Genomic DNA, 25,405 nt, shown 5'->3' with positions numbered 1-25,405 from the left:
GATCAGACCCGGCCCTATATCCAGTTCATGGGCCGCGCGTGGTCCGTTCCAACGGCATTCGGCGGTGAAACACTGGCCATCAGGCCGCTCGATCGAGACGGGCTGCATGGCGTCTTCTTCGGAGCAACGGAGATCGCAAAAATCGACCTCAAAGCACCGAAATAACTGTCAGGCATGTCTCCGAACATCTGTCAGGTATGTCTCCGGACTTTACAGGCACAAGGCCGAGGATGACGTCGCGGGTTGGTGCTCGATGTGCCTGGGGCGGATGCTCAACGCGGCTTGATTTCCTGCAGAAACGGATTGCTCCGCCGCTCGTCGCCGATGCGGCTGCCGGGGCCGTGGCCGCAGATGAAGCCGACATCGTCGCCGAGCGGCAGCACCTTGTCGCGGATCGAATCGAGAAGCTGCTGATGATTGCCGCCGGGCAGGTCGGTGCGGCCGATCGAGCCGTTGAAGAGCACGTCGCCGAGATGGGCGAAATTCTGGGCGCGGTTGAAATAAATGACGTGACCGGGTGCGTGGCCGGGCGCATGATAGACCTCGAATTCGTGGGCGCCGAAGGAGACCTTGTCGCCATCCTTCAGCCAGCGGTCCGGCAAAACGTTGCGCAATCCCGTTATGCCGTAGTTTGCCGCCTGGGCTTCGATCCGCTGCAAGAGCGGCAGGTCGTCTTGGTGCGGACCGATCACATCAACGCCCAAGGCTTCCTTCAATTCGCTGGCGCCGCCGGCATGGTCGAGATGGCCGTGCGTCAGCCAGATTTCCTTGATGGTCAGGCCGCTTTTCTCGATTGCCTGAAGAATGAGCGGCACATCGCCGCCCGGATCGACGACGACGCCTTCCTGGGTATCGGGATCGAAGAAGACCGTGCAGTTCTGCTGGAAGGGTGTCACCGGAATGATGCCGGCCTGGAGCATGCCCATAAGTGCCTCGCTTGGTGTCTCTGATGCTCAGGGTATAGTCCGAAACCGCGGCGAGGACAGCCGGAATCTTCCTCATTCTGAGCGTGGTTCACGGCAAAAAGACGCAGTGCAACAAGAGTTTATGGATCTCTCCGTCGCTGGGATCGCCGGAGGAAGATCGGTTTTATTCAGCTTCTTCAAATGCTTGCATGACGTGCCTCATGAGCGCCGGTCCCCTGCGGAAGGCGCGAGGGAACATCGTGGAGGCCCAGGCGTTGTCCGGCCATCGAAACCAAGGAGACGCTCACATGACCCTCAAGAGAAACATTCTATTGGCTGGAGCCGTGCTCCTGGCGAGCAGTGGCCTTGCGCAGGCGGAGATGGTCGCGACGACGGTCAATGATCTCAACGTCCGCTCCGGTCCCGGCCCGCAATATCCGGCCGTCGGTCTTGCCACGCGTGGCTCGACCGCCGTGCTCGACGGCTGCATCGAAGGCAGCCGCTGGTGCCGTGTCGATGTCAACGGCATGCGTGGCTGGGTCTATGCCGATTATCTGCAGGTCGACCGCGGCGGCACTCCTGTCATCGTCGAACAGCACCGCGCCGAGATCGGCGTTCCCGTCGTCACCTACGAGTCGACCGCCAGCGTCGTCCCTGTTGATCCGCAGCCGGCGCCTGGCGATGAGTTGATCGGCCCCGTCGGGGCTGTCGAGACGATCACGCCACCTGAGACGGTGCGGACCTATATCGAGACCAATCCGGCTGAGACGGTGCAGCTCGGCGGCGATGTCGTCGTCGGCGCGGAAGTGCCTGCCGACGTCACTTTCCAGACGATTCCCGATTACGAGTATCGCTATACGAGGATCAACGACCGGCCCGTCCTGGTCGATCCCGGTACGCGCCGGATCGTCTACGTCTATCAATGACGTAATCCGCAGCATCAGAAGCGAGGCGGCGTCGGGCCGCCTCGTTCCCGGCCACCTCCACGCGCCTTAATCCCGCATCGGTTGATTTTTCTTCACGCTTTCCTCTTGAATATGATAAAATACTAATATGCCGGAGGTTCGGCATATTAGGCGATCGGGGAGATCGCCATAGGAGGAAATCATGGAAGCGCTACTTCCGCTTGTCGTACAACTGATTGCAGGCGCCATCGGCGGCAACGCCGCAAGCGCCGCCTTGAAGCAGCACTCGATCAACGTCGTCGCCCGCACGATCGCAGGTGCGATCGGCGGTGTCGGCGGCGGTATGCTGCTCGGCATGGTCGGTGGAGAAGCGGCTATGGCAGGCCTGATCGCCGACGGCATCGGCGGCCTGATCGGCGGCGGCGTTCTCTCGACGCTCGCCGGCCTGGTCATGGCGCGGGCGCATAGGTAAAAGGCCCGACGGGCGTCAGCCCGCCGGACCGATCGTATGAAAAGTCTTATCCGGCGGCGACCGCCGCCGGATGGACTTCCTTCATATAGTCTCATCTCCTCCGGCGCCCGCGCGCCATGCCTGTTGATTGTTATCCCCATTACGTTTTATCCACAGACGCAGGGGGAAATCGCATATTGCGTCGGAGTGCCGGGCGGGCTTTGGTTTATCCTGCATAATTCAAAGTGCTACAGCGTCCTTTGCGCAACCGAAGACGCGCGGCGCCCAAGGGAAATATCGTCCGGGCTCCCGCAATGCGGGGAAAGAGAAAGGAAATGCCGAGTGCCACGACAGACCGGAGCGAAAGCAGGCAAGCCGGAGCCGCTGGCCACGCCGATGGAAGATACCGACATCATCGATTTCGAGATCATCGAGCTGTTCTTCTTCGCCTATCGCGACTTCGTTTCCGATCCTGACGCCATCCTCGAAAAGAGCGGCTTCGGCCGGGCCCATCACCGTGTCGTGCATTTCGTCAACCGCAACCCCGGCATGACGGTGGCCGATCTTCTCGATACGCTGAAGATCACTAAGCAGAGCCTTGCAAGGGTGCTGAAACAACTGATCGATTCAGGCTATATTCGCCAGGTCGCCGGCCCCGAAGACCGGCGGCAGCGCAAGCTCTATCCGACGAAAACGGGGCGCGAGCTGGCGCTTGCCCTTGCGGAGCCGCAATCGCGCCGCATTGAACGGGCATTCGATGGTGCTTCTGCGGAGGCGCGAGAGGGCATAAAGGCTTTCCTCAGAGGCATGCGGGACAGACAAAAGGCGGATTGAATGGCGGTCAAGACAGGTATTTCCGACGATGCGGCGCATCTGCTGGTGGTCGACGACGACTCCCGCATCCGTGCGCTGCTCAATCGTTATCTCGCCGAGAACGGCTTCCGCGTCACCGTCGCCGCCGATGGCGCCGAGGCGCAGCGCAAGCTCACGGGTCTCGATTTCGACCTCATCATCATGGATGTGATGATGCCCGGCGAATCCGGCATCGAGGTCACGCGCGGGCTTCGCGCCATCAAGAACGTGCCGATCATCATGCTGACGGCGCTGGCGGAATCGGGCAACCGGATCGAGGGCCTCGAGGCGGGCGCCGACGACTACCTTTCCAAGCCCTTCGACCCACGCGAGCTGGTGCTGCGCATCAACAACATCCTGCGCCGCAATGCCGGCGGCGAGGGGCCGAAGATCGAGCAGGTCATGTTCGGCCCCTATACCTTCTCGCTCACCCGCAAGGAGCTGAAGAGGGCGAGCGAGGTAATCCGGCTGACCGACCGCGAGCAGGAGATCATGCTGCTCTTTGCGCGCCGCGCCGGCGATACGATCCCCCGCCACGAGCTGATCGGCGACGACGCCGAGGTCGGGGAGCGGACGATCGACGTGCAGATCAACCGGCTGAGGCGCAAGATCGAAGACGATCCGGCCAATCCGGTCTGGCTGCAGACGGTGCGCGGCATCGGATACAGGCTGAGCATCGACTAGAGAGATGGACGCGGCGTGACACAGAGAGATTGCGGCCAGGACCGGCGCTGATGGTGACAGTGGACAGCTTGCGGCGGGAAGACCGCACTCCCGTGCCGGGCTGGCGCTCGGTCGTCCGCTGGCTGCGCCGCCGGCTGCCCACCGGCCTCTATGCACGCTCGCTGCTGATCATCATCATTCCGATGGTGCTGCTGCAATCCGTCGTCGCCACCGTCTTCATGGAGCGCCACTGGCAGATGGTGACGGAGCGGCTGTCGCTCGCCGTCACCCGCGACATCGCGGCGATCATCGAGATCATCGAAACCTATCCGCAGAATTCGGACTACGGCGAGATCACCCGCATCGCCCGCGATCAGCTCAATCTGCAGATCTCGATCGAGCCGGATGGCGACCTGCCGCCGCCGCGCGTCAAGCCGTTCTTCTCGATCCTCGACAGCATCCTCAGCGATGAGATCACCGACGAGATCCACCGGCCGTTCTGGATCGATACCGTGGGCAACTCGAACCTCGTCGAGATCCGCATCAAGCTCGAGAACAAGATCCTCCGGGTGTTGGCCAAGCGCAGCCAGACCTATGCTTCGAACACCCATATCTTCATCGTCTGGATGGTCGGCACCTCGCTGGTGCTGATCGGCATTTCGATCCTCTTCCTGCGCGGGCAGATCCGGCCGATCCTGATGCTGGCGCGGGCTGCCGAAAGCTTCGGCAAGGGGCAGAAGCCCGATAATTTCTATCCGCGCGGGGCCGACGAGGTCAGGCGCGCGGGCCTTGCCTTCATTCTCATGCGCGAGCGCATCGAGCGGCAGATCGAGCAGCGCACCGCGATGCTCTCCGGCGTCAGCCACGATCTGCGCACCATCCTCACCCGCTTCAAGCTGCAACTGGCGCTGGCTGGCGACAATCCCGACCTGCACGGTCTCAACGACGACGTCAACGACATGCAGACGATGCTGGAGGCCTATATGGCCTTCGCGCGCGGCGAGGTCGAAGAGGATGTCGGCGAGCTGAAACTCAGCGAAATCTTCGCGAAGCTGGAATCCGATTTCGCCCTGCACGGCAAGCGGTTCAACTATTCGATCGAGGGCGACGACGACATACAGGTCAGGCCGAATGCCTTCATGCGTCTCGTCACCAACCTCGCCTCGAATGCGCAGCGTTATGCCGGCAGGCTGGAGATCGAGGCCAAGCACAATGCCAAATGGCTGACGGTCATTTTCGACGATGACGGGCCGGGTATTCCGGAAAAGAACCGTGAGGATGTGTTCAAGCCGTTCTTCCGGCTGGATGCGGCGCGCAATCTCGATGCGTCGGGCACCGGGCTCGGCCTCGCGATCGCCCGCGACATCGCCCGCAGCCATGGCGGCAACGTCACGCTCGGCGACAGCCCGCTCGGAGGCTTGAGGGCGACGATCCGCATTCCGGCTTAAACTAAAGCGCGTCGCGATCTTTCAGATTCGCTCCTTGCGCTTTAGTTCTTTATTTTTAAGCATGTCGTTATCGCAAAACAGCCGCACACTTTTGCGCGACATGCTCTAAAGACAAAAGCGCCGCTGGGGAGCGGCGCTTCGTATCAGGGATCGTCGAGCGATCAGCCGGCGTTGCAGAAGTGGCTGCGGCCGTCATTGCCGATATAGGTGCCGCTGCGCGGGTCGAAGGAGCGGTAGCGGTAGGAGCAGTAACGTTCCCATTGCGGCGTCCAGGGTTCGACGGAGGCGCGGGCAGGCGCATAATATCTAGGCTGCTCAACATATTGCGGCTGCTCGACATAAACACGGCGCGGGGCGCGATAGACCGGAGCGGGCTCGTAATAATCCGGCTCATAGGCAGGGTCGATGTAGCGGCGCTCTTCGTAAACGGGGCCGTTATTGGCATTGGCGATAGCCGAGCCGACGATCAGGCCGGTGGCGAGACCGACAGCGCCGCCGACGAGGGCGTCGTTGTTGTTATGATGGCGCCAGTGGCGGTCGCGGGCCGAGGCCTCGCCGATGACGGAGAGAGTAAGCGCAGCAGCCGTTGCCGTCAGCAGAAGAGTTTTGGCGAGCCTGTTCATAACCATCAAGTCCTAATCCCGGAAACCGAACGCCGGCTCCTTCTCGATGGTGTTAGTCCTAAGGAGTTATAGCTGAACGAAGGCTGAACGACAAAACCCGGCATTGCTGCCGGGCTTCAACTCGAATTGACAGCCTTGTTAAGGGCTCAGCCCGCAATCTGCAGATTGACGGCCTTGGGGCCCTTGCCGCGGCGATCCGGCTCCGTGTCGAAGCTTACCTTCTGGTTTTCCGTCAAACCGGCCAGCCCAGAGGCCTGAACGGCAGAAATGTGAACGAAGATATCGGCGCCGCCCCGGTCCGGCTTGATGAAGCCGAAGCCTTTGTCGGTATTGAAGAATTTTACAGTGCCAGTCTCGGCCATGCGTCAGGTCCTTTTCTCTCTGCCCGCCATCCACACGGGCAGCATCATAGCATTGCCTCCTTGCGGGAGGTGTTGGCAGGCAAGTCTTGAAATGTGAGAAAAAGGTCCCCTCTACCTCGGCCTGTTCCAAGCAGAACTTTCGCCTGCCTTATTTGGAACCGGCTGACCGGAATATTAGCGTTCCCGGCGCGCAAATACTTAAGGACTTCCCATGCTCGCAAAATGCCCGAACGCGCCGAGAGTGCTGCGTTTAAAGGATTTTGGCAAGCAAAAGTTTTTTAACGTGTCCTTCCGGGCACACCCTCGCCGATATCCAATTTGCGCAAAAACGCAAAATTTCCTTCGTCAATGGGGAATGATTAACGTTTTATATCGTCTGCAATGTAAGTTCCGAGCAGATTTTCCCAAAAATGCAACGTAAACGGGCTTTGCGGGTTCCTTAAAATTTTTTTCGAATCCGGCATCCACCCATATTTGGACGCGTGTTCAGGCGGCTGGCAGGCGGCGGCGGGCCAATCCGGGTACGAGCTCGACTACAAGCATAGCGGTAAACATTAGCGCACAACCTGTATATCCCGTCGCCGGCATCGACTCACCGAGGAGGAGGGCTGCGAGCGATGCGCCGAAGAGCGCTTCTGACGAAAGGAAGATCGCCGCCTGCGACGGCGTCGTGTAGCGCTGGGCGATCACCTGCAGCACGAAGGCCAGACCGGACGAGAAGATGCCGACATAGAGGATCTCGGGTCCTGCGGCCCAAATCGCCGAAAGGCTGATCGGTTCGACCGCTGCGGCAACGGCCAGCGCGCAGACCGTGGTGACGGCAAATTGCGTCGCCGCCAGCGCCAGCGGCCTTCCGCTCTCGGAGACGGTCGTGCCGGCAAGAGTGATCTGGATTGCCCAGAAGGCGGCGCAGACCACGGTCAGGAGATCGCCTGAGGTGAGCGCCGAGAGATGGCCGCCGGACAGGAGATAGATGCCGGCGAGCGCCATCAGCGCGCCCGGCCAGATGATCCAATGCGGGGCACGGCGCAGGAAGAACACGGCAATGAGCGGCACGAAGACGACATAGAGGCCGGTGATGAAGCTTGAATTCGTCACCGTCGTCGTCTGCAGGCCGACCTGCTGGGTGGCGGCGCCGCTGAAAAGGGCAAGGCCGGTGAGAACGTAGAGCTTGGCATGGCGTGCGCTGGTCTTCGCCTCTGCCTTGCGTGCTTCCAGAAGAACGAAGGGCAGGACGGCCAATGTGGCGACGGCAAAACGCAGGGTGATGAACCAGAAGGGGCCGATCGCCTTCATCGCCGTCGACTGCGCGACGAAGCCGCCGCCCCAGATAGCGGCTGCAAGCAACAGGAGGAGGTTCGCCTGAATGCGCGTCATGTCGTCCTCGAGGGGGAAGGGAGATGGTGCCCGAGCGGTAGCAGTTGCATTCCAGCGAGGCAAGGGCGAAGACTTCGACGGGTCGATCGACGGCGATTGGCTGTAAGTAAACGCCTCAAGCCTGGCGAGATCTCAACCGTTGTTGGCTTGCGCTCGCGAGACCCTGAGCAGCGCGCCGTCATCCTCGTCCGTCACCATCAGCAGCGCGCCGTCCGGCGCCACGACGACGTCGCGGATGCGGCCGTAATCGCCCTCGAACAAACGTTCTTCGGCGACGAAGGCGCCGCTCTCGTCACGCTGCATGCGCGAGAGCAGTTGGAATTTCAGCGCCGCGACGAGGAAGTCGCCGTCCCATTCCGGAAACATGGCGCCGCGATAGACGGCGAGCGCGCCGGGCGCGATCGAAGGGTCCCAATAGTGCAGGGGCTGTTCCAGCCCTTCCTTGGCGGTGCCTTCGCCGATCTCTGCGCCCGAATAGTCGCGGCCGTAGGTGATGATCGGCCAGCCGTAATTCTTGCCGGCTTCGGGCTGATTGATCTCATCGCCGCCGCGCGCGCCGTGTTCGACGGTGAAGAGCCGGCCATCCCTGGCATCGAAGGTAATTCCCTGCGGGTTGCGGTGGCCTTTCGACCAGATCTCCGGCAGCGCCTTGCCGCCGTCCCTGAACGGATTGTCGGCGGGAATGCTGCCGTCGGCATTGATATGGACGATCGAGCCGGCGTCATCCTTCCAGTCCTGAGAGCGGTCGCGGTCGCCGCGGTCGCCGACGCTGATGAACAGCGTGCCATCAGGGGTGATCGCGATACGCGAGCCATACTGGATGTTGCCCGAGGTGAAGCGCCGCATGGTGAAGACGGGCGTCACGGCCTCGAGCGTCTTCTCGTCGGTGGACAGCGTCGCGCTGAAGGCCTCGGTGCCGGAGCCCTGACTATTGGCGATGGCGGCGGTGAAATAGAGCTTTCTGCTCGTGGCAAAGTCCGGGGCGAGCGCCACGTCCATCAGGCCGCCCTGGCCGCGGGCGCTGACCTTGGGCACGTTGCCGATCGGGTCGGAGAGCTTGCCGTCGCGGATGATGCGCATGCGGCCCGGCCGCTCGGTGACGAGATAGGCGCCGTCGGGCAACATCTCGACCGCCCAGGGATGTTCGAGCCCATCGGCCAGCTTTTCGACGCGAAGCGTAGGTCCCTGGGTGTTGACGGTATCGGCCGCGTTGGCCGACATGGCGCCCGCGAAGACCAGCGCTGTGGCGAAATGGATGGCGGATATTCTCTTCATCGTTGCTCCCCGTCGTCTCTCATGCGGAACGTGGAGCGGGCAGGGGATGGGTTCAACCCTCACTCGGCCTGCAATAACGGCTTTGTGTTTACCGGTTGAACGGAGCCGGTCGCCTGATCGTCGACCAGTTCGGCTTCGAGGATGTAGCGCAGCGGCCCGCGTTCGGTCGCATCGAAGGGCCAGCACGTGGTCAGCACCAGGCGGTGGCCGTCGGAGGAGGGGTCGATGCCGCTCGCATCCCAGGGGGCGATGCGGCCTTCGCCGGCTTTGAAGGTCAAGAGTTTGCCATCGCGGCGGGTGACTTCGATCGTATCGCCCGGCTTTATATATTGTAGCCAGCGGAAATGCGTGTCGCGATGGGCGGCGATGACGGAGGTGCCTTCTTCACCCGGCTGCGGTGTGTTGGCGAGCCAGGCCGGGCCGAAGGCGAGCGCCTCTCCGGAGGCGCCGGAGAGCACGATCGCCTCCTTGCCAAGGCGCGGCGCGCGCACCTTCGCCTCCGTAGTGAAATCGGCCCAGGGCCAGGGCTTCGTCTCCTCGCCCCGCAGCTCGGCGGCGAAAGCGCGTTTCAGCAGGACCTGCGAGAGCTCCGCCTTGCCCTTCAGCAGGAAGCCGTCGCCGATCAGCGCCAGGCCGTAGAGGGCAAGGCCTGATATGGCAAAGGCGATCGCCTTTTCGATCGGCGAAAGACGCCAGAGGAAGAAGCCCTTTTTCTTCCGCGCCCTCGGTGCGTCATGGGCCGTGGCGGCGGCCATGGCGAGTTCCAGATAGGTCGGAAGCGGCTCGAATTCAGCCGCTTCCTCGTTGCTGTTGCCGGCGAGGCTAGAAGCCATTGCGCTTGGCTCCTACCGTGACGATACTCTTGATGCGCCGGCGCCAGACGGCGAGCCCGCTTGCACCCGCCAGCGCCAGGAGCAGCATGGTGAGACCGCGCATGATCTGCTCGTCGGCGCGCGTCGCCGTCTGCGGCAGGTTCACGGTCGAGCTCTTCTGCGCGATCAGCGTGGCGGCTTTGGCCGTCGGCGCCGCGGCCATCATGCTGGCGATCCCGGGCGATGCGGCCGCGGTCTGTTGCTGTTCAGCGCTTCCATCAGGCGTGACCGCGCTGTGGCGCTCTACACCGTCGGGCGAGACAGCATTTTCGCCGAAGACCTTTCCGAAGTCCCAACCCTCGGGCAGGTTGAGCGGGAGCTTCGCCGAGCCGAGCGGCTCGTTTGCCGGCCGCGACGGGGTGACGTCGACGGCGACGAGACTGGTGACGCGCGAGACGAGGTGGTGGGCGAGCGCTACCGTCTCGATGTCCTTGTCGCGCGCGGCGGGGTCCTGGCGCTCATAGGCGCGCGCTTCGAAATCGTCGATCTTGCGCCGCGCCCAGAGCTTGGAAATGCCGTTGCCATCGGCGGCATTGGCGATATCCATCTCGACCCGCCAGGGCTGATCGCCCGTCTTGCCGACGATCTGCAGCTTGCCGGCGGGCTTATCCTGCGGCAGTTCCGCCGTCAGCACGACGGGCTCGCCGCTATAAAGGTCGGGCATCGGGTTCGGCGTGATGTCCTCGGCCGCGATGCCTTCGAAATTTGCGGAGATATCGGTCATGGCGGGGTTCTGCAGCTTGGCGAAGAGTTCGCCCATGCGGCTTGCCACCTGGTCGGTCGAGCCGATCTCAGTGAAGGTGCCACGGCCGATCTCGGCCGCCTTGGTCATGAAATAGGTATTCGGTGCCGAGCCGATGCCGACGGTGAAGACGCGGGCATCGCCGCGGTTCGCGGTAATTTCCTGGAAGAGCTGCTGTTCGTTGCCGATTGCGCCATCCGTCAGGAAGACGACCTGGCGCAGCGCTCCGCTTGCGACCGGCCCCTGGTTGCGCAGCGCATCCTCAAGGGCAGGCAGCATTTCAGTGCCGCCATCGGCGGTGAGGCCTCTGACGTAAGCGATGGCCTTTTCGCGATTATCGGGCGTGGCGGCAACGAGACCGTTGAAATAATCGGTCATCGTGTCGTCGAAACGGATGACGTTGAAGCGGTCGCCAGGGTTCAGCCGGGAGATGGCAAGCGCCAGGCTCTGCCGTGCCTGCTCGATCGACTGGCCGGACATGGAGCCGGAATTGTCGATGACGAAGACCACCTCGCGTTTTGCCGGCGCCGCCGCCGTATCCGGCGCCGTGGGCGGGGTGACGAAGGCGAGCAGATAGGTCTTGCCATCGATGACTTCGCGGAAGAGGCCGGCGCTCGGCATCTTGCCGGGGGCTGCCTTCCAGGTGAGCTCGAAATCCTTGTCGGCGGGAACGGCATCGCCCTTCAGGCTGATCGTCCTCGCCTGGTCGCCATCCTGCCGGATATCGACCGCGTGGAAGGACGACTTCACGTCACCGAGCGGGAAGCCGGCCTTGAGATCGACGGTCAGCGAGATCGGATTGATTTTGGCATTCTCGCTGGGATCGAGCACCGGGGCTTCGATCTTCTCACGATTTTCCACCGGGTCGGACGGTGTCGCGAAGCCGGCGCCGTTGTTGAATTCGACGGTCTGGACGATCGGCGCCGGATTGTAGCGCGGGGCGACGACCATCGGGAACCGCAGCGAGAATTCGCCGCCGGACTGGTGGACCGTCTGCTGATATTCGATCTGCACGACGATCTCTTCGCCGGGGCCGATATTGGCGACCTGGTTGGTGAAGATGTTCGGCCGCTGCTGTTCGAGCAGCGCCGTCTTCTTGCCCTCGGCCTTGGCCTGTTCATAGATCTCGCGGGCCTCCTGGCGCGGCTTGATCTGGCCTTCGATGAAGCGCTCGCCGATCTGCATCTTCAGCGCGTCGACGGCGGAATTGTCCGGCAGCGGGAAGACATAGGTGCCCTCGACCCAGCCCTGGCTCGGGTTTTGGAAGCGCTGCGTCACCTTCACCCTGGCGATCGGGCCGGAAACATCGATTGCGACGTCGGTCTTCAGCCGCGGCGCTTCGACATAGAAGCCCGGCTCCTTCGACGGGAAGAGCAGCGAACCGCTGTTGACGTCGTTCGGCCGGACGATGGCCGCGAGCTGGCCGGATGCCTGCCGCGTCTCGGCGCGGACGGCGGAGGCGAGCCCCAGCATCGCCGTGATGCAGGCGACAAAGGCGGTGACGGCGACAAGACATGACATGGAGATCCGGCGCATGCGCATGCGCCCGATGGCGAACTCATCTTCCAGAAACATTGGCCTACCCTCAATAACCAATTTTGGATGAGGGAATGATGCGGCTTCGATCTCGGCACGCTCGCGACCGAATTAAGGCGGCGTGCGGCATTTGTTGCGGCTTATTCGTGGCGATGACGAAATCCGACGATCTCTCTGATTTCAAAAGACGAAAAACGTGATCGCCGTCATTGTGAAAGTGCCGGGCGTGATGCTGTCGGCTCTCAGGGGCGGGTGATCCTGTAGACGAGCAGATCATCCGAATCAACGAGCTTCGTTGCAGTCTTGTCGAGATGGCCGATGACACCATCGTGATGCTCGACGAACCGCAGGTCCTGCTTGTCGGTGGCGTTCTTGGCCACGCCGAACAGATCCGCGCCTTGGGCGCGCAGGTCCTCGAGCTGCGCGATCGCGGTGGCGTCATCGGCGACGAATTTCGACCATTCGGCATCGCCTCCGCCGGGCGGGAACACCCATCCGCGCGCCCTGCTGTAATAGACCGAGACGGGATCGCCGACCTCGGGGGCGATGGTGACGACGAGGTCTCCCGGTTGCGCCAACCGCGCCAGTTCCTCGCCAAGCAGCTTGCCCTTCATGGCGATCGGCTTCTTCATCGTCCTGACGAGGGGAAGGCTCGACCAGGAAAGCGCGATGGCCGCGATGCAGATCGCGCGGAGCACCACCGCCGGCGTCAGAACGGTTCTCGATGAAAGCGTTGCAAGAAGGAGCGCGCCGTGGCCGCAAAACATGGCGGCCGGCACATGGAAGATGTGGAAGTTCCACACATTGCTGGTGATCTCGCCCGCCGCCGCCAGATAGAGCACCACGGCCGCAGCCAGCCACACGTAGGGAATGGCCGAAAGGATGCGTTGCCTAGGGTTTTCGGCGGGCCTCAGCGGTATCCACAAGCCGACCGCGAACAGTATCATGAACGGATAGCCGTAGAACCACAGGACCGAGGTGTTCCATGCGGATTGGACGTAAAACCTGTCCTTGACGTATGTCCAGAAGCCGTAATCCCAGATATAGCCGCCGGTGCCGGCGATATGAAACGGCGGATAGCTGCTGCCGAGATAAATCGCCCAGCCGAAGTAAGCTCCGATGATGGCCAGACTCAAAAGCCCCCACAGGAAGACCCCGGTCGCCTGCTTTCGCTTATTTTCCTGAATCCAGCAGACCATCAGATAGAAGATGACCGCGCCGGCCGCGAGGCCTGGCGGCTTCGACAGCGCGCCGAGCGTGAAGCTGGCCGTGGCGAGCGGCAAGAGCCAGCCGCTGCCGCCGGCCCAATATTTGGTGAACAGCCAGACGCCGAGCGTCACCAGGGCCAGCATCGCCGGATCGGGAAGAAACGAGCTGTCGATCATGATCGCCGCCGGCATCAGCGCGTAGGCCAGTGCCGCCGCATGGGCATGCATCTCGCCCCAGCACAGCGCCGTCAGCCTGTGCAGCGAAAACACCGTCACCAGACCGAAAAAGGCCGCAACCACGCGGCCGAACCAGTCGTGCCAGCCGAACAGCTGGTAGAGCAGGGCGGTGAGATAGCTGACGATCTGGAACTCACGGCCCTGATAGCTTGGGCCTGGGCCGGTCCAGCTGACCTCCGGAAAGAAGATGTTCCAGCTGCGCTGCTGGAAATTGTCGGCCATCATCGCGGTGCTTATCTCGCGCCAGCTGAAGCCGTCGACCAGCGGCAAGGTGATCCTGTGGAACCTGAAGACGATCGCAATGACCAGGATCCCCAGCAGAATCGCCGTGTCGAGGTTCAGGTAGCTGCGGCGAGCCATGTCGCGGCCGGTCGTCTGCTGCTGATATTGCCGGCCTTCGATCTGGTTCAATTCGGGGAGTGATGCCCGACGCGGCGCGAGGCTGAGCGGGCTCTCGCCTTCGGTGCGGCCGGCTGCAGAGAGCGGTGCTTCGGTATTCCTGAGCAGCGGCTGGGAAGACTTGCGAGGCGGCTTTGTCATGACGGCAGTTCATCAACAACGCCTTGAAAAGCAATTCGCCCAGATTGGTTAGTGATCTAATCCCTCGAGTCGTGCGGAGCGTCTGGACTGTGCGCAGCAAGCCTTGGCGGAAGGGATGGCGGGCCGGCTCGCCGGTGCGGCGAAACGATCAATAAGAATCATTGCCCCCATCACGCCTTTGCCCTTGAAATGCCGTCATACATTGGACATAGAGCTAACCGCAGAACTCCGGTCCCGGCTTTCTGCCCGTTTCAACCAATAGGACCGATATCATGGCCTTCCTTGCCGATGCTCTTTCCCGTGTGAAGCCTTCAGCCACCATCGCCGTTTCGCAGAAAGCGCGCGAGCTGAAAGCGAAAGGACGCGACGTCATTGGCCTCGGCGCAGGCGAGCCGGATTTCGATACGCCCGACAATATCAAGAAGGCCGCCATCGACGCGATCAACCGCGGCGAGACGAAGTACACGCCGGTTTCCGGTATTCCTGAGCTGCGCAAGGCAATCGCCGCCAAGTTCAAGCGCGAGAACGGTCTCGAATATTCCTGGGAGCAGACGATCGTCGGCACCGGCGGCAAGCAGATCCTGTTCAACGCCTTCATGGCGACGCTGAACCCCGGCGACGAAGTCGTCGTCCCGGCGCCCTACTGGGTTTCCTATCCGGAGATGGTGGCGCTCTGCGGCGGCACGCCGGTTTTCGTTTCGGCCACCCAAGAGCATAATTTCAAGCTCCAGCCCGCCGATCTCGAAAAGGCGATCACGCCGAAGACGAAGTGGTTCATCTTCAACTCGCCGTCCAACCCGACGGGGGCGGCCTATACGCATGCCGAGCTGAAGGCGCTGACCGACGTGCTGATGAAGCATCCGCATGTCTGGGTGCTGACCGACGACATGTACGAGCACCTGACCTATGGCGACTTCAAATTCGTCACGCCCGTCGAAGTCGAGCCGAAGCTCTACGATCGCACGCTGACGATGAACGGCGTCTCCAAGGCCTATGCGATGACCGGCTGGCGTATCGGCTATGCGGCCGGCCCGATCCAGCTGATCAAGGCGATGGACATGATCCAGGGCCAGCAGACCTCGGGTGCGACGTCGATCGCCCAGTGGGCGGCTGTCGAAGCGCTGAACGGCACCCAGGACTTCATCCCGGCGAACAAGAAAATCTTCGAAGGCCGCCGCGACCTCGTCGTCTCCATGCTGAACCAGGCCAAGGGCATCGTCTGCCCGGTGCCGGAAGGCGCCTTCTACGTCTACCCCTCCTGCGCCGGCCTGATCGGCAAGACGGCGCCGTCGGGCAAGGTCATCGAGACGGATGAGGATTTCGTTTCCGAGCTTCTGGAATCGGAAGGCGTCGCCGTCGTTCACGGTTCGGCCTTCGGCCTCGGCCCGAACTTCCGCATCTCCTATGCGACGTCGGAAGATCTGCTCGAGGAAGCCTGCCGCCGCATCCAGCGCTTCTGCGGCGCCTGCAAGTAAGTCGATTGCTGCAATGTCGATTGAAGGCCTGCCGGCGACGGCGGGCCTTTTTTCTTGCGGCGGCGTTGACGATGTAGCTGCATGTGGCTACATTTGATCTCATGAAGACCGTTTCGATCCGCGATGCGAAGAACCGCCTGACCGAGCTTGCCCGCGAGGTCGAGGCAGGGGAAACCGTTGTCGTGACGAGGAACGGCCGGCCGGTATTCGACCTCGTGCCGCATCGGAAGCGTGGCGGTTTGGATCTGGAGGCCGGTGAGGCCTATCTTCGCTCCAGGGGTATTACGAGGACGGAGATGTATATCGCCGACGACTTCGACGACCCCTTGCCGGAGGATTTCCTGCTGAAGCCGCTGCCGTGACCATGCGCGTGCTGCTTGATACGCACATGGTCATTGCCATTGCCCAACGAAAGCTGACGGAACGGTTTCCACGTGTCGAGCAACTGCTTTCTGATGATGCGACCAGCGGTTTCGTCAGTGTCGCAAGTCTCTGGGAAATTGCCATCAAGATAAGGCTTGGTAAATTGCAGCCGGGCTTGCCCCTGGAGGCCATCCCCGCCTATCTCAGGGAGACGGGGCTCACGATTTTGCCCGTCGACGTCCCTCACGTCATCACTGCCGCCGACCCCGAGCCGGAGACGCGCGATCCCTTCGACCGCCTGCTTCTGGCGCAGTGCAAGGTCGAGGATTTGCAGCTTGCCACGGTCGACCGGCTGCTCATCGATCATCCGCTGGCGCTGCGACTATAGCTCACATCCCGATTCAACGCGTTGCCGCATTGAATCCGCTTCGCCTCGCAAGTCGTTGAATTCCGATTCAAAACGTGAGGGCGAGTGCCGCTGGGAAGGGTGGTCAGCGGTTGCGGGCGGACGCCAAACCAACTAGATATCCGGCATCAAGTTCAATTGCCGCTTCGGGGGGCCGGATTTTGCAGCAGAGTGCCGTCATCGTATGTTCTGACGTTAACATGCTGCCGGCCGCCTGCTGCACCCTGCTTTCCGTCAAGCGCAATCTTACGAATGCCGGTGTCGAGTTCCTGCTTCTCGGCATCGACCTCAAGCCGAACGAGGTCGCCGAGGTCGATCATTTTGGGCGGCTTCACGGTATGGCGATCAGGGTGCTGCCCTATAAGACGCCCGATAGCGGCCTCCAGGCGCGGGGCCGCTGGTCCGCCGCCACGCTGGCGCGGCTCTATATGGATCGGGATATACCCGACAACATCGAGCGCCTGCTTTATCTCGATGCCGACGTGCTGGCGGTTGCGCCCGTCGACGAGCTCTTCACCCTTGATTTTCAGGGCAAGGCGCTTGCCGCCGTCGACGACTATGTCATGGCCTTTCCCGAGAAATCTGGCGCGCGGCAGCGCAAGATCGGCATGGGCGAGGGCGGCCGCTACTTCAATGCCGGCGTGCTGCTGTTCGATTGGTCGGTCTGCCGGGCGAAGGGGCTTTTCGCCAGGACCCGGGACATCTTCGAGGAGCGGTCGCATCTGTTCGAGAACAACGACCAGGATGCGCTGAACGTCACGTTCGACCGCGACTGGCTGGTGCTCGATCCGCGCTGGAATACGCAGACGGGCCTGCTGCCCTTCATCGACGGGCCGGCCATCTTCCATTTCACCGGCCGCAAGAAGCCGTGGCAGGCGACCGTTCCCTGGGTACACCGGCGGATGGCCAAACGTTATGCCGAGGATCTCCGCGACACGCCTTGGGCCTCCTTCTGCAGGCAGCCGTCGATGACGGGCCGGGTGGCGGGCTTCCTCTCGCATGTGGGAAAGCAGATCGGCGGGCTGACGCGGCTTGCACGGATGCGCGCCTATTTCAGCAACAGCTAGTGAGGCGGGCCGAGCGCATCGTCCTTGGAAAGTGCATGTGAGGCGATATGGAAGCAATTCCCAGCGATAACAAGGCTATAACCGCTTCGGACGGCCGCTTCGATTTCCTGACGCCGGAAGCGTGGAAGGCGCTGTTGTCGGGCTATTCCCACATCGTACTGGTAGCAAACAGCGAGGCGGTCGATCTCGAACGGCTGCGGAGCGAATTGCCGGAGACGGCGCTCTACGTCTTCTTCAACAAGGTCTACAAGGTGCTCGACGAACCCTTCGTCGGCCATTCCATTCTTGTTGCCCGCAGCGACGTGATGGGCGCCCATATCGTCCACCGGCGCGAGGCGGCGGATGTCTTGCGCTTCTTTGGCGGCGATGATTTCCTCGGCGTCGTCAACATCCGGGTCTCCGTCGAGGAAAATCTCAGTGAGAAGAGCTGCTTCGAAGGCGCCAAGGCCCGTCACCTCGATCTGACGCAAATGCTCGCCGATCTCTATCCGATCGGCAAGATCGCGACGAGCGGCTTTGCGGTAGCGTTGTGGCTCGCCGATTTGCAGTTGCCGGGCAAGATCCTGCTTGCCGGCTTTTCGGCGAAGCGGAGCGAGAAGTGGAAGGTGTTCGACGTGCACGATTGGACGTTCGAGCAGATTTTCCTGCGTCTTTTTGCGCGTATGGGTTCGATCTCGATGATGGGCGGGGTCGATGCCAGCCCCTATTCGGCACTCGCCAAACGGTTTCCTGAGGTGCCGCCGATCGAGATCGCGATGACGGCGGCAGAGGTCTTGTCGGAGCGGCTCGACAATACGAACAGCCAGATCGACAGGCTGATGTCCGTCACCAAATTCATCCGCGCCGTCGATAATTTCTTTCGGCGGTTCAAACCGAAAACCCGCAAGCAGCGTTTTCTCGAAAAGTCGAAGGGATGACTGTCGCAGGCCGTTGCCAACAGACGTGGGTGGCCAAGAAAGCTGTTTCCGATACCAATCAATATACTGGCGATCAAGGTGGACAATGGAGCAACAGAACGTGCGAATTTTCGTGGGATTCGATTCCAGGGAAGTGGTCGCCTACCACGTTCTTGTGCAGAGCATCATCGAGAAGTCGTCGATCCCGATCGAGTTCTCACCCATTGCGCTTTCCAATCTTGGCGGGATTTTCACCCGCCAGCGCAACGCGCTGCAATCCACGGAGTTCTCCTTCTCGCGTTTCCTGACGCCCTATCTCAGCGGTTACGAGGGGTGGAGCATCTTCATGGATTGCGACATGCTGATGCGTGCCGATATCGCCGAGCTTTGGGCATTGCGCGACGACCGTTACGCCGTCATGTGCGTCAAACACGATTACCAGCCGAAGATCGACACCAAGTTCCTCGGCCAGACACAGACCAAGTACGAAAAGAAGAACTGGTCGAGCTTCATCCTCTTCAACAATGAGGAATGTCGCGCGCTGACGCCCGACTACGTCAATACCGCGACCGGGCTGCAACTGCATCAGTTCAAATGGCTGGAGAATGAAGACCTCATCGGCGAATTGCCGGTGACGTGGAATTACCTCGTCAATGAATACGATTACCGCGAAGACGCCAAGAACGTCCATTTCACCGATGGCGGGCCGTATTTCGAGGAATACAAGAACGACGATTACGCCGAGGAATGGTTCGCAGCCCGCGAACGCCTGCTCTTCGCGCAGCAGCCCGCCTAAACAGCTTGTTCTTTCCGTTTCTCCGCGGGGAAGGGAGCGCTCAGAGCCCCAGCGCCGTCAGCATGACGAAAGTGGCGAAAAGGATGAAATGCGTCATGCCCTCGATGGCGTTGGTCTCGCCGTCGTTGAGGTTGATTGCGGCGGCAATCAAGGTGATCGTCACCATTACCGTCTGCACCGGGGTCATCGCCATGATGAGGGGCTGGCCGGTATAGAGCGCGATCGCCTCCATGACGGGCACCGTCAGGATGACGGTGGAAAGCGAGGCGCCCATGGCGATGTTGACGGTCGCCTGCATCCGGTTCTTGAGCGCCGCCCGCAAGGCGGTCAAGATCTCGGGCGCGGCCGAAATCGCCGCGACGACGACGGCCGTCACCGCGATCGGCGCGCCGCTGTCGCGCAGGCCCTCGGTCATGAAGGCCGACATGAACTCGGCCAGCAGGCCGATGATGACGACGCCGGCGAGAATGGTGGCGATCGAGACAGCGGCTGACTCATTGGCTGCGTGTTCGCCGTGGCCTTCCGTCTTCCGCTCGGAGCGCGGATAGCTGTAGCTGAAGAAATAGCTGTGCTGGCCGACCTGCATGCGCAGGAAGAGGCCGTAGAGAGCGATCATCGCGACGATGGTGAAAACAGAATAATAGTGCCACTTATCGCTCGGCACGAATTCCGGTACGACCATCGAAATGCCCATGGCGGTGAGGATCATCACGCCGTAGGTCTTGCCCGAATTGTCGTTGTAGGGCTGCTCTCCGTGCTTGAGGCCGCCGAGGAGGGCTGCAAGGCCTAGGATGCCGTTGATATCGAGCATCAGGGCCGAATAGATCGTATCGCGCACGAGCGTCGGAGAACTCTCGCCGCTCATCATGATGGCGAGAATCATGGCTTCGACGGCGACGGCCGAAAGTGTCAGGATCATCGTGCCGTAGGGATCGCCGACTTTCACGGCCAGCAGTTCGGCATGATGGGCCACGCGGATCGAGGCGAGTACGATGGTGGCGACCAAGGCGGCGGCGGCGATGAGCGCCAAGCCGCGCCCCATCTCGATAACCGTGTGTTCCAGAAGATAGGCGATCACCGCGACGACGAGCGCGGTGACCAGAAACTTCTCCTCTTTGAGGCGTGACACGATGCCCAAGTCTCAACTCCCGTTCCGATTCACGCCTTTTAACTAAGTCACTGATTTCGGATGGGAAGCGCACAGTGGCGCTCTGCTATTTGCAGTCTTCCGCGTTTAATGGAATACTGAACGCCATCGGGGCCGGAAAGCAGATCGCGGCGTCCTCGAATTCTCGTCACGCGGCCGCGATGATCCGGACCCAGTCCGGAAATGTGCGAATGCGCAACAAGAAGATGAGGAGACGGATGCATGATCAAGGTGGTCTATGAAGTCGTGCCGCATGACGGCGGCTGGGCCTACAGGCTGGGAGGCGTCTACTCCGAGGCATTCCCGAGCCATGCCGAGGCGCTCGAAGCTGCGCGCATCGTCGCGGCCGAACAGCAGGTCGGCGGCGATTCCGCCGAGATCAGCTGGCAGGACGAAAACGGCAAATGGCATGAGGAATATGCCGAGGGCGGCGATCGGCCGGAAACCGAGGTGGTCGACGGCTTATGGCAGGAGCGTGCGGCCGGAGCCTCGCACAGCGCTGGACGTCAATCCTAGCTTCTCAATGCCCGTGTGACGATCGTGTCGACGAATTCGCGTTTCTCAGCGGTATAGCGATCGCCGTCCATTCTGAATTCGGCCGCCAGCCTGTGTTTGAGCGCGGCATAATCGGCCGCCGCCTCCGGATGCGCGATGAGATAATCCCGGAAAGCCAGCCTGTTTCGATGCGTGCCGTTGCCGGCCGGGCAGAGGTAGACTCGTTCCGCCGGCACCCTATCTCTCGACAGGAACGCCCAAACCTCGTCATCGTAGCGGTTGCCGCGCGGCTCGTAGTTTTCCGAGAGGAGCACCTGCGTCGCAGGCTCGATATGCTCGAGACCGGGAAGAACGATGTCGATATCGACGAGCGGCTTGGCGGTCATTCCTGGTATGGCGGTGCTGCCGACGTGATCGATGGAGAGCGCCTGCGGCAGCAAGGCGAGCAGCCTGCCGCGGATGCGCTGGAAAGCCTCCGGCCATTCCCTGTCATAGCTCACGAGTTCAACCGGCTTGTGCATCGTCATCTCCCTGCGATGCGAGATTGCCCATGATTCTCGCTGAAAATCGATCTCGTTTTTCTGCTTACGTGCCGGTGGAATAACGATGGTACGCCCGGAGGCCCTTGACCAGCGCGTCGCATGGTTTGCGGAATGCCACGTGCGTTTCCGGCGGCAGGCAAAGATCGGGCTTCCCGTGGTGGATCGTACCGCTCGCGGCGCCCTTTATGCCGATCATGCGGGAGATCAGGGAGATGCGCTATCTCTGGAAGGTGCCGCTCGGCTGCCTGCCCGAAGCGCATCGTGACACTACAACTGCCTTCATTGCGCATTCGCCGGGTTCACCTCGCTAAAGCGAGCCGCGCTTCATCTCTTGTTTTATGCGTGTTGCAGTCCCGGAACCACTACAGTTCCGGGTCACATGCATCAGACGTTGGCAGCGTTTCGCCGTCCCGCAAGCGGGGGCCGGGATCGTTATTGTCGACATTCAGCCCGTGACGCGTCTGCCGGTCGTCTGATCACCCGGGCGCTCTCCCGCTTCATCGGGGCGGAGAGCCAGGTATTCGAAGAGCCGCGCGACAGCTTCTGCACCGGGATCGGTATGGCCTTCGAGTTGCTTGGCGTTGATATAGGCGGCGCGTCCGGCTTTTGCGTGAACGAGCGTGGCGGTGAGGTCCGCGCCGGCGCGCGCGGCTTCGGCAGCCGCGGCAAAGCCTACGTCGAGGGCGTCGAGCGCCGGCGAGAGAGCATCGACCATCGTCCGATCGCCCAGACGCGCGCCGCCGATCTCCTGCATTCGGGAGAGGCCCGCCTTCAGGGCTTCGCGAATGCTGAGTCCGCTCGATGCGCCATCTCCGGCTGCGGCAAAGAAGATCGCGAGAAGCACACCCGAGGAGCCGCCCATGGTCTGGCTGAGTTCCTGCCCCATGGCCCGGAACAGCTGGGTGTGATCGGAGAGGGGGAGACGATCGAGCGCTTCGATGAGCGCGCGGGCGGCACCGGCCAAGGTCGAACCGGTATCGCCGTCGCCTGACTTCGCGTCGAGCGCATTCAAATCCTTCTCGGCGCCTATGAGAAGGGTGCAGCAATCCGTCAGGAACTGGCGGGTGGGTTCGTGTCTTGATGCAAGCGGGGCGATCGGCGTCAGCCCGTCCGGCAGCGAAAGCACGGCAACGGGTTTGACGGCGGTCACGCCCGGCCAGGCGGCAAGTTCAACGGGCTTGGAAAGAAGTTCCAGTTCCGCCTTGCCGGCCGGGAAGACCGAGATCGAAAATCCCTGCATGTCGAGCGATGTCATCATCGGCGCCGGTCCGACGATGTGCGAAATCCTGCTCGCGATGGTGGATTGGAGGAGTTCGTGAACGACGACCGACATTTCCAGGACGGACGTGCCGCCGAGGTTGTTCACGAGGACGACGTGCGATCGATCGTCCATCGATGGCGCAAGACGCTCGACCATCGCGGCGACCGCGCCCTTCGCACCTGAATATTCGACCTGTTCGGCACCGGCTTCACCGTGAATGCCGAGCCCGAGCTCGGCGTGACCGTCTGGAATTCGGTTCTCCTTCGGAGAGCCCGGCACCGTGCACGTATCGAGCGACATGCCGATCGAGCTGGTGTTTTCGATCACCCGGCGCGCGGCTTTGGTCACCGCCTCGAGATCGGCGCCGCTCTCGGCTAGCGCACCCGCGATCTTGTGAACGAACAGGGTTCCCGCCACGCCGCGGGACTGCGGAAGATCCGGCAGCGCGATGTCATCGTCCACGATGACCATGCTGACGTTCAGGCCAAAGGCGCGTGCGCGCTCGGCGGCGAGACCGAAATTGAGGCGGTCGCCGGTATAGTTCTTCACGATCAGCAGGCAGCCGGCCGGTCCGGTGACGGCCAGGATGCCGGCAAGGATCGCGTCCACGCTCGGGGAGGCAAAGACGTCGCCGCAGACGGCTGCGGTCAGCATTCCCTTGCCGACGAAACCGGCATGCGCCGGCTCGTGGCCCGAGCCGCCGCCGGAGACGATCGCAACCTTGCTCCTGTCCCAATCCGAACGGACGACGACGCGGATATGGGGATATCCGTCGAGGCGGCTGAGCGCGCCGCCGGATGCGGCCAGAAGACCGTCGATTGCTTCGGTGACCGCGTTTTCCCTACTGTTGAGGAACTGTGACATTCTCGCCTCCCTTAAACTAAGCGCATGCCGGCCGCGTCGAAATAGAGCGGCTTGTTCGGCTGGATCTTGAGGGTTTCGCCGCCCTTGAGCTCGGTATGAGCATCGGTGACGGTAATCAGATTATGTGTCTTGAACGTGAGGTGCAGGCGCGTCTGGTCGCCGAGATGTTCGACGCGTTTAACCGTCGCATCCTGACCGTCGCCCTGATCGATATGCTCGGGCCGCAGGCCGATCGATTTTGCCTTCGCCGGCGCGCCTGGGAAGAGCTCCGCGGGAACGACATTGATGCGGGGCTGCCCGAGACGCGTCGCGGCATAGATGCTGACCGGATGTTCATAGATCTCACGCGGCGAGCCGAACTGGACGAGCTTGCCCTCATGGAGAACGCCGACATGAGTTGCCATCGTCATCGCCTCCACCTGGTCGTGGGTGACATAGAGCAGCGTCGCGCCGGATTTGGCCTGGATGTTCTTGAGCTCGATCCGCAGATCGGCGCGAAGCTTGGCGTCGAGTGAGCTCAGCGGCTCATCCATCAGATAGATCTGAGGGGTCCTGACCAGTGCGCGCCCGATGGACACACGCTGCATTTCCCCGCCCGACAGCGCGGTCGCCTTGTTGTCGAGCTTGTGAGAGATCTGGAGGATTTCCGCGATCGCGTTCACCTTCTCGTCGATCACGTGCTGCGGCGTCTTCAGCAGCGGCGACTTCAGGGGAAATTCCAGATTCTCACGCACCGACAGATGCGGATAGAGCGAATATTGCTGGAAGACCATCGCAACGTTGCGCTGCGCGGGCGTCAGGCCGCGCATGGACTGTCCGCCGATCATGACTTCGCCGATATCGGGGTTATCGAGACCCGACACCATGCGCAACGTCGTCGTCTTGCCCGCACCCGTCGGTCCGAGAAGGACCACGAACGAGCCGTCTGGGACGATCATCGAGACGTCGTCGAGCGCCTTGTGGCCGGCGAAGGATTTCGTGATGTTTTTCAGGATGACCTCAGCCACGGCGCAACATTCCTTCGTTGGCCTCGGAAACAAGCGCGTTTCCGGTCGCAGAGTCAAAGATCGTCAGGTTCCTGGAATCGAAATCCAGACCGATCAGTTCCTCGACACGTGCGGATTGATTGGATGGCGTTCGGGCCTTGATCTCGCCGTGGGCGGTACTGATCGTGACGATCTGCGTCGTACCGAGATATTCGACGGCAATGACCCGCCCGCGATAGGCTGAATCGTCCCTGAACCTGATATGTTCGGGTCTTACGCCCAAGGCGAGTTTGCCGAAGCGTTCGTCCCGAGAGACGGGAACTTTCACCACGTTTCCGGAGAGGCTGACCTGGTCGCCGCCGGCTTTGATCGAGCCTTCGAATTCGAGAAAATTCATTGGCGGCGAGCCGATGAACTTTGCGACGAACTTCGTCGCCGGCCAGTCGTAGATCTGCTGGGGCTTGCCGAACTGCTCCACGACCCCATGGTTCATCACCACGATCTTGTCGCCCATCTGCATGGCTTCCATCTGGTCATGGGTCACATAGACGGTGGTGGCGCCCATGCGGTCATGCAGCGCCCGCAATTCTTCCGCCATATGTTCGCGGAACTCGGCGTCGAGAGCGCCGAGCGGCTCGTCCATGAGGAAGGCCTTCGGATTGCGCACGATGGCGCGACCGAGCGCGACGCGCTGCCGGTCGCCGCCGGAGAGGCCGCCGACCGGTTTATCGAGGATGTTCTCGATCTTAAGGATTTTCGCGACTTCCGCGACGCGCTCCCGGACTTCGGTCTTTCTCATGCCCTGGCTCACCAAGGGATAGGAAATGTTCTTGCGGACGTTCATGTGAGGATAGAGGGCGAACATCTGGAAGACGAAGGCGATGTCGCGCTCGCTCGCCCGCTTCATGCCCACCTCTTCGCCCCCGATGTAGATTTCGCCGCTGGTCGGAAGCTCCAAGCCGGCCATCATCCGCAAGGTCGTCGTCTTGCCGCATCCGGACGGGCCGAGAAGCATGAAGAACTCGCCGTCCTCGACGGTGAAGGTGGACGATTTCACCGCGTTGAACGCCCCGAAATCCTTGCGCACATTCTGAATTCTGATCTGTGCCAT

At 61.8% G+C, this 25,405-nt stretch carries 25 protein-coding genes and 1 pseudogene; 13 read left to right on the top strand and 13 right to left on the bottom strand.

All coding sequences use genetic code 11. The features are described 5' to 3' along the window. Window positions 1-272: 272 nt before the first annotated feature. The gene (locus QD408_RS25145) at window positions 273-926 is read right to left on the bottom strand and encodes an MBL fold metallo-hydrolase (protein ID WP_414141167.1); all 654 of its coding nucleotides are present in this window, start codon (window positions 924-926) and stop codon (window positions 273-275) included. Window positions 927-1,213: 287 nt separating this feature from the next. On the opposite strand from QD408_RS25145, the gene QD408_RS25140 reads away from it, so the two are divergent. The 5 genes from QD408_RS25140 to QD408_RS25120 all read left to right on the top strand — a co-directional run bounded on the left by QD408_RS25140 (window position 1,214) and on the right by QD408_RS25120 (window position 5,224). Further along, window positions 1,214-1,831: a DUF1236 domain-containing protein gene (locus QD408_RS25140; protein ID WP_414141166.1), complete on the top strand. Its 618-nt coding sequence runs from the start codon at window positions 1,214-1,216 to the stop codon at window positions 1,829-1,831. 181 nt (window positions 1,832-2,012) lie between these two features. Then, window positions 2,013-2,282, top strand: coding sequence for a hypothetical protein (locus tag QD408_RS25135; protein WP_088681946.1), 270 nt, complete (start codon window positions 2,013-2,015; stop codon window positions 2,280-2,282). Window positions 2,283-2,603: 321 nt separating this feature from the next. Then, window positions 2,604-3,095 (top strand): MarR family winged helix-turn-helix transcriptional regulator, encoded by a 492-nt coding sequence (locus QD408_RS25130; RefSeq protein WP_088681947.1) that lies wholly within the window; start codon window positions 2,604-2,606, stop codon window positions 3,093-3,095. After that, window positions 3,096-3,797, top strand: coding sequence for a response regulator (locus QD408_RS25125; protein WP_088681948.1), 702 nt, complete (start codon window positions 3,096-3,098; stop codon window positions 3,795-3,797). It begins immediately after the preceding gene. A 50-nt stretch (window positions 3,798-3,847) separates the two neighbouring features. Then, complete coding sequence (locus tag QD408_RS25120) at window positions 3,848-5,224, top strand: ATP-binding protein (RefSeq protein ID WP_088681949.1); 1,377 nt, start codon at window positions 3,848-3,850, stop codon at window positions 5,222-5,224. A gap of 161 nt (window positions 5,225-5,385) precedes the next feature. On the opposite strand, the gene QD408_RS25115 is transcribed toward QD408_RS25120, so the two are convergent. The 7 genes from QD408_RS25115 to QD408_RS25085 all read right to left on the bottom strand — a co-directional run bounded on the left by QD408_RS25115 (window position 5,386) and on the right by QD408_RS25085 (window position 13,996). Then, entirely contained in the window at window positions 5,386-5,847 is a 462-nt protein-coding gene (locus tag QD408_RS25115) for a BA14K family protein (RefSeq protein WP_414141170.1), read from the bottom strand. A gap of 146 nt (window positions 5,848-5,993) precedes the next feature. Then, complete coding sequence (locus QD408_RS25110) at window positions 5,994-6,209, bottom strand: cold-shock protein (RefSeq protein ID WP_003561293.1); 216 nt, start codon at window positions 6,207-6,209, stop codon at window positions 5,994-5,996. Between the two features lie 486 nt (window positions 6,210-6,695). Further along, window positions 6,696-7,586, bottom strand: coding sequence for a DMT family transporter (locus QD408_RS25105; RefSeq protein WP_088681950.1), 891 nt, complete (start codon window positions 7,584-7,586; stop codon window positions 6,696-6,698). Between the two features lie 132 nt (window positions 7,587-7,718). Further along, window positions 7,719-8,861, bottom strand: coding sequence for a PQQ-dependent sugar dehydrogenase (locus tag QD408_RS25100; RefSeq protein ID WP_414141165.1), 1,143 nt, complete (start codon window positions 8,859-8,861; stop codon window positions 7,719-7,721). 59 nt (window positions 8,862-8,920) lie between these two features. Then, window positions 8,921-9,694: a class GN sortase gene (locus QD408_RS25095; protein ID WP_414141164.1), complete on the bottom strand. Its 774-nt coding sequence runs from the start codon at window positions 9,692-9,694 to the stop codon at window positions 8,921-8,923. Continuing rightward, window positions 9,684-12,050, bottom strand: a complete 2,367-nt coding sequence (locus QD408_RS25090) for a marine proteobacterial sortase target protein (RefSeq protein WP_414141163.1) — start codon at window positions 12,048-12,050, stop codon at window positions 9,684-9,686. The genes QD408_RS25095 and QD408_RS25090 overlap by 11 nt, the downstream gene beginning before the upstream one ends. Window positions 12,051-12,253: 203 nt before the next feature. Next, a complete protein-coding gene (locus QD408_RS25085) occupies window positions 12,254-13,996 on the bottom strand; it encodes an ArnT family glycosyltransferase (protein WP_414141162.1) in 1,743 nt (580 codons plus the stop codon). Between the two features lie 272 nt (window positions 13,997-14,268). Here QD408_RS25085 and QD408_RS25080 point away from each other — a divergent pair, with 272 nt between their 5' ends. From QD408_RS25080 to QD408_RS25055, 6 genes are all read left to right on the top strand, one after another. Further along, complete coding sequence (locus QD408_RS25080; protein WP_414141161.1) at window positions 14,269-15,471, top strand: pyridoxal phosphate-dependent aminotransferase; 1,203 nt, start codon at window positions 14,269-14,271, stop codon at window positions 15,469-15,471. A 101-nt stretch (window positions 15,472-15,572) separates the two neighbouring features. Beyond that, window positions 15,573-15,833, top strand: a complete 261-nt coding sequence (locus QD408_RS25075; RefSeq protein ID WP_088681956.1) for a type II toxin-antitoxin system Phd/YefM family antitoxin — start codon at window positions 15,573-15,575, stop codon at window positions 15,831-15,833. 2 nt (window positions 15,834-15,835) lie between these two features. Beyond that, entirely contained in the window at window positions 15,836-16,222 is a 387-nt protein-coding gene (locus QD408_RS25070; RefSeq protein WP_414141169.1) for a type II toxin-antitoxin system VapC family toxin, read from the top strand. 179 nt (window positions 16,223-16,401) lie between these two features. Beyond that, a complete protein-coding gene (locus QD408_RS25065) occupies window positions 16,402-17,307 on the top strand; it encodes a glycosyltransferase (RefSeq protein WP_088681958.1) in 906 nt (301 codons plus the stop codon). A gap of 47 nt (window positions 17,308-17,354) precedes the next feature. Next, the gene (locus QD408_RS25060) at window positions 17,355-18,224 is read left to right on the top strand and encodes a 3-deoxy-manno-octulosonate cytidylyltransferase (protein ID WP_414141160.1); all 870 of its coding nucleotides are present in this window, start codon (window positions 17,355-17,357) and stop codon (window positions 18,222-18,224) included. 85 nt (window positions 18,225-18,309) lie between these two features. Then, window positions 18,310-18,999: a glycosyltransferase gene (locus QD408_RS25055; RefSeq protein WP_088681960.1), complete on the top strand. Its 690-nt coding sequence runs from the start codon at window positions 18,310-18,312 to the stop codon at window positions 18,997-18,999. A gap of 40 nt (window positions 19,000-19,039) precedes the next feature. On the opposite strand, the gene QD408_RS25050 is transcribed toward QD408_RS25055, so the two are convergent. Beyond that, window positions 19,040-20,137, bottom strand: coding sequence for a calcium:proton antiporter (locus tag QD408_RS25050; protein ID WP_414141159.1), 1,098 nt, complete (start codon window positions 20,135-20,137; stop codon window positions 19,040-19,042). A gap of 231 nt (window positions 20,138-20,368) precedes the next feature. Here QD408_RS25050 and QD408_RS25045 point away from each other — a divergent pair, with 231 nt between their 5' ends. Next, a complete protein-coding gene (locus QD408_RS25045; protein ID WP_088681962.1) occupies window positions 20,369-20,662 on the top strand; it encodes a DUF2188 domain-containing protein in 294 nt (97 codons plus the stop codon). Here the strand turns inward: QD408_RS25045 and QD408_RS25040 are convergent. After that, a complete protein-coding gene (locus tag QD408_RS25040; protein ID WP_088681963.1) occupies window positions 20,659-21,168 on the bottom strand; it encodes a GrpB family protein in 510 nt (169 codons plus the stop codon). The two genes, QD408_RS25045 and QD408_RS25040, sit on opposite strands and share 4 nt — an antisense overlap. 137 nt (window positions 21,169-21,305) lie before the next feature. Here QD408_RS25040 and QD408_RS25035 point away from each other — a divergent pair. Beyond that, window positions 21,306-21,494: pseudogene (locus QD408_RS25035) on the top strand (hypothetical protein); the annotation flags it as partial. A 134-nt stretch (window positions 21,495-21,628) separates the two neighbouring features. On the opposite strand, the gene QD408_RS25030 reads toward QD408_RS25035, so the two are convergent. The 3 genes from QD408_RS25030 to QD408_RS25020 are packed head-to-tail and all read right to left on the bottom strand — an operon-like array spanning window position 21,629 to window position 25,405. After that, complete coding sequence (locus QD408_RS25030) at window positions 21,629-23,308, bottom strand: dihydroxyacetone kinase subunit DhaK (protein ID WP_414141158.1); 1,680 nt, start codon at window positions 23,306-23,308, stop codon at window positions 21,629-21,631. Window positions 23,309-23,319: 11 nt separating this feature from the next. Next, window positions 23,320-24,315, bottom strand: coding sequence for an ABC transporter ATP-binding protein (locus tag QD408_RS25025; RefSeq protein ID WP_414141157.1), 996 nt, complete (start codon window positions 24,313-24,315; stop codon window positions 23,320-23,322). Next, window positions 24,308-25,405, bottom strand: coding sequence for an ABC transporter ATP-binding protein (locus tag QD408_RS25020; protein ID WP_414141156.1), 1,098 nt, complete (start codon window positions 25,403-25,405; stop codon window positions 24,308-24,310). Before QD408_RS25020 ends, QD408_RS25025 begins: the two co-directional genes overlap by 8 nt.

Source organism: Rhizobium sp. BR 249 (assembly GCF_047445895.1).
GTDB lineage: Bacteria > Pseudomonadota > Alphaproteobacteria > Rhizobiales > Rhizobiaceae > Rhizobium.
This window is presented reverse-complemented; position numbering and strand designations above follow the sequence as displayed.

Coding starts and splice junctions, on each gene's coding strand:
- QD408_RS25020 (WP_414141156.1), bottom strand. CDS start 25,405: ATGGCACAGATCAGAATTCAGAATGTGCGCAAGGATTTCGGGGCGTTC.
- QD408_RS25075 (WP_088681956.1), top strand. CDS start 15,573: ATGAAGACCGTTTCGATCCGCGATGCGAAGAACCGCCTGACCGAGCTT.
- QD408_RS25110 (WP_003561293.1), bottom strand. CDS start 6,209: ATGGCCGAGACTGGCACTGTAAAATTCTTCAATACCGACAAAGGCTTC.
- QD408_RS25070 (WP_414141169.1), top strand. CDS start 15,836: ATGCGCGTGCTGCTTGATACGCACATGGTCATTGCCATTGCCCAACGA.
- QD408_RS25090 (WP_414141163.1), bottom strand. CDS start 12,050: ATGTTTCTGGAAGATGAGTTCGCCATCGGGCGCATGCGCATGCGCCGG.
- QD408_RS25040 (WP_088681963.1), bottom strand. CDS start 21,168: ATGACGATGCACAAGCCGGTTGAACTCGTGAGCTATGACAGGGAATGG.
- QD408_RS25115 (WP_414141170.1), bottom strand. CDS start 5,847: ATGAACAGGCTCGCCAAAACTCTTCTGCTGACGGCAACGGCTGCTGCG.
- QD408_RS25045 (WP_088681962.1), top strand. CDS start 20,369: ATGATCAAGGTGGTCTATGAAGTCGTGCCGCATGACGGCGGCTGGGCC.
- QD408_RS25140 (WP_414141166.1), top strand. CDS start 1,214: ATGACCCTCAAGAGAAACATTCTATTGGCTGGAGCCGTGCTCCTGGCG.
- QD408_RS25085 (WP_414141162.1), bottom strand. CDS start 13,996: ATGACAAAGCCGCCTCGCAAGTCTTCCCAGCCGCTGCTCAGGAATACC.
- QD408_RS25135 (WP_088681946.1), top strand. CDS start 2,013: ATGGAAGCGCTACTTCCGCTTGTCGTACAACTGATTGCAGGCGCCATC.
- QD408_RS25105 (WP_088681950.1), bottom strand. CDS start 7,586: ATGACGCGCATTCAGGCGAACCTCCTCCTGTTGCTTGCAGCCGCTATC.
- QD408_RS25030 (WP_414141158.1), bottom strand. CDS start 23,308: ATGTCACAGTTCCTCAACAGTAGGGAAAACGCGGTCACCGAAGCAATC.
- QD408_RS25060 (WP_414141160.1), top strand. CDS start 17,355: ATGGAAGCAATTCCCAGCGATAACAAGGCTATAACCGCTTCGGACGGC.
- QD408_RS25120 (WP_088681949.1), top strand. CDS start 3,848: ATGGTGACAGTGGACAGCTTGCGGCGGGAAGACCGCACTCCCGTGCCG.
- QD408_RS25100 (WP_414141165.1), bottom strand. CDS start 8,861: ATGAAGAGAATATCCGCCATCCATTTCGCCACAGCGCTGGTCTTCGCG.
- QD408_RS25080 (WP_414141161.1), top strand. CDS start 14,269: ATGGCCTTCCTTGCCGATGCTCTTTCCCGTGTGAAGCCTTCAGCCACC.
- QD408_RS25145 (WP_414141167.1), bottom strand. CDS start 926: ATGGGCATGCTCCAGGCCGGCATCATTCCGGTGACACCCTTCCAGCAG.
- QD408_RS25055 (WP_088681960.1), top strand. CDS start 18,310: ATGGAGCAACAGAACGTGCGAATTTTCGTGGGATTCGATTCCAGGGAA.
- QD408_RS25095 (WP_414141164.1), bottom strand. CDS start 9,694: ATGGCTTCTAGCCTCGCCGGCAACAGCAACGAGGAAGCGGCTGAATTC.
- QD408_RS25125 (WP_088681948.1), top strand. CDS start 3,096: ATGGCGGTCAAGACAGGTATTTCCGACGATGCGGCGCATCTGCTGGTG.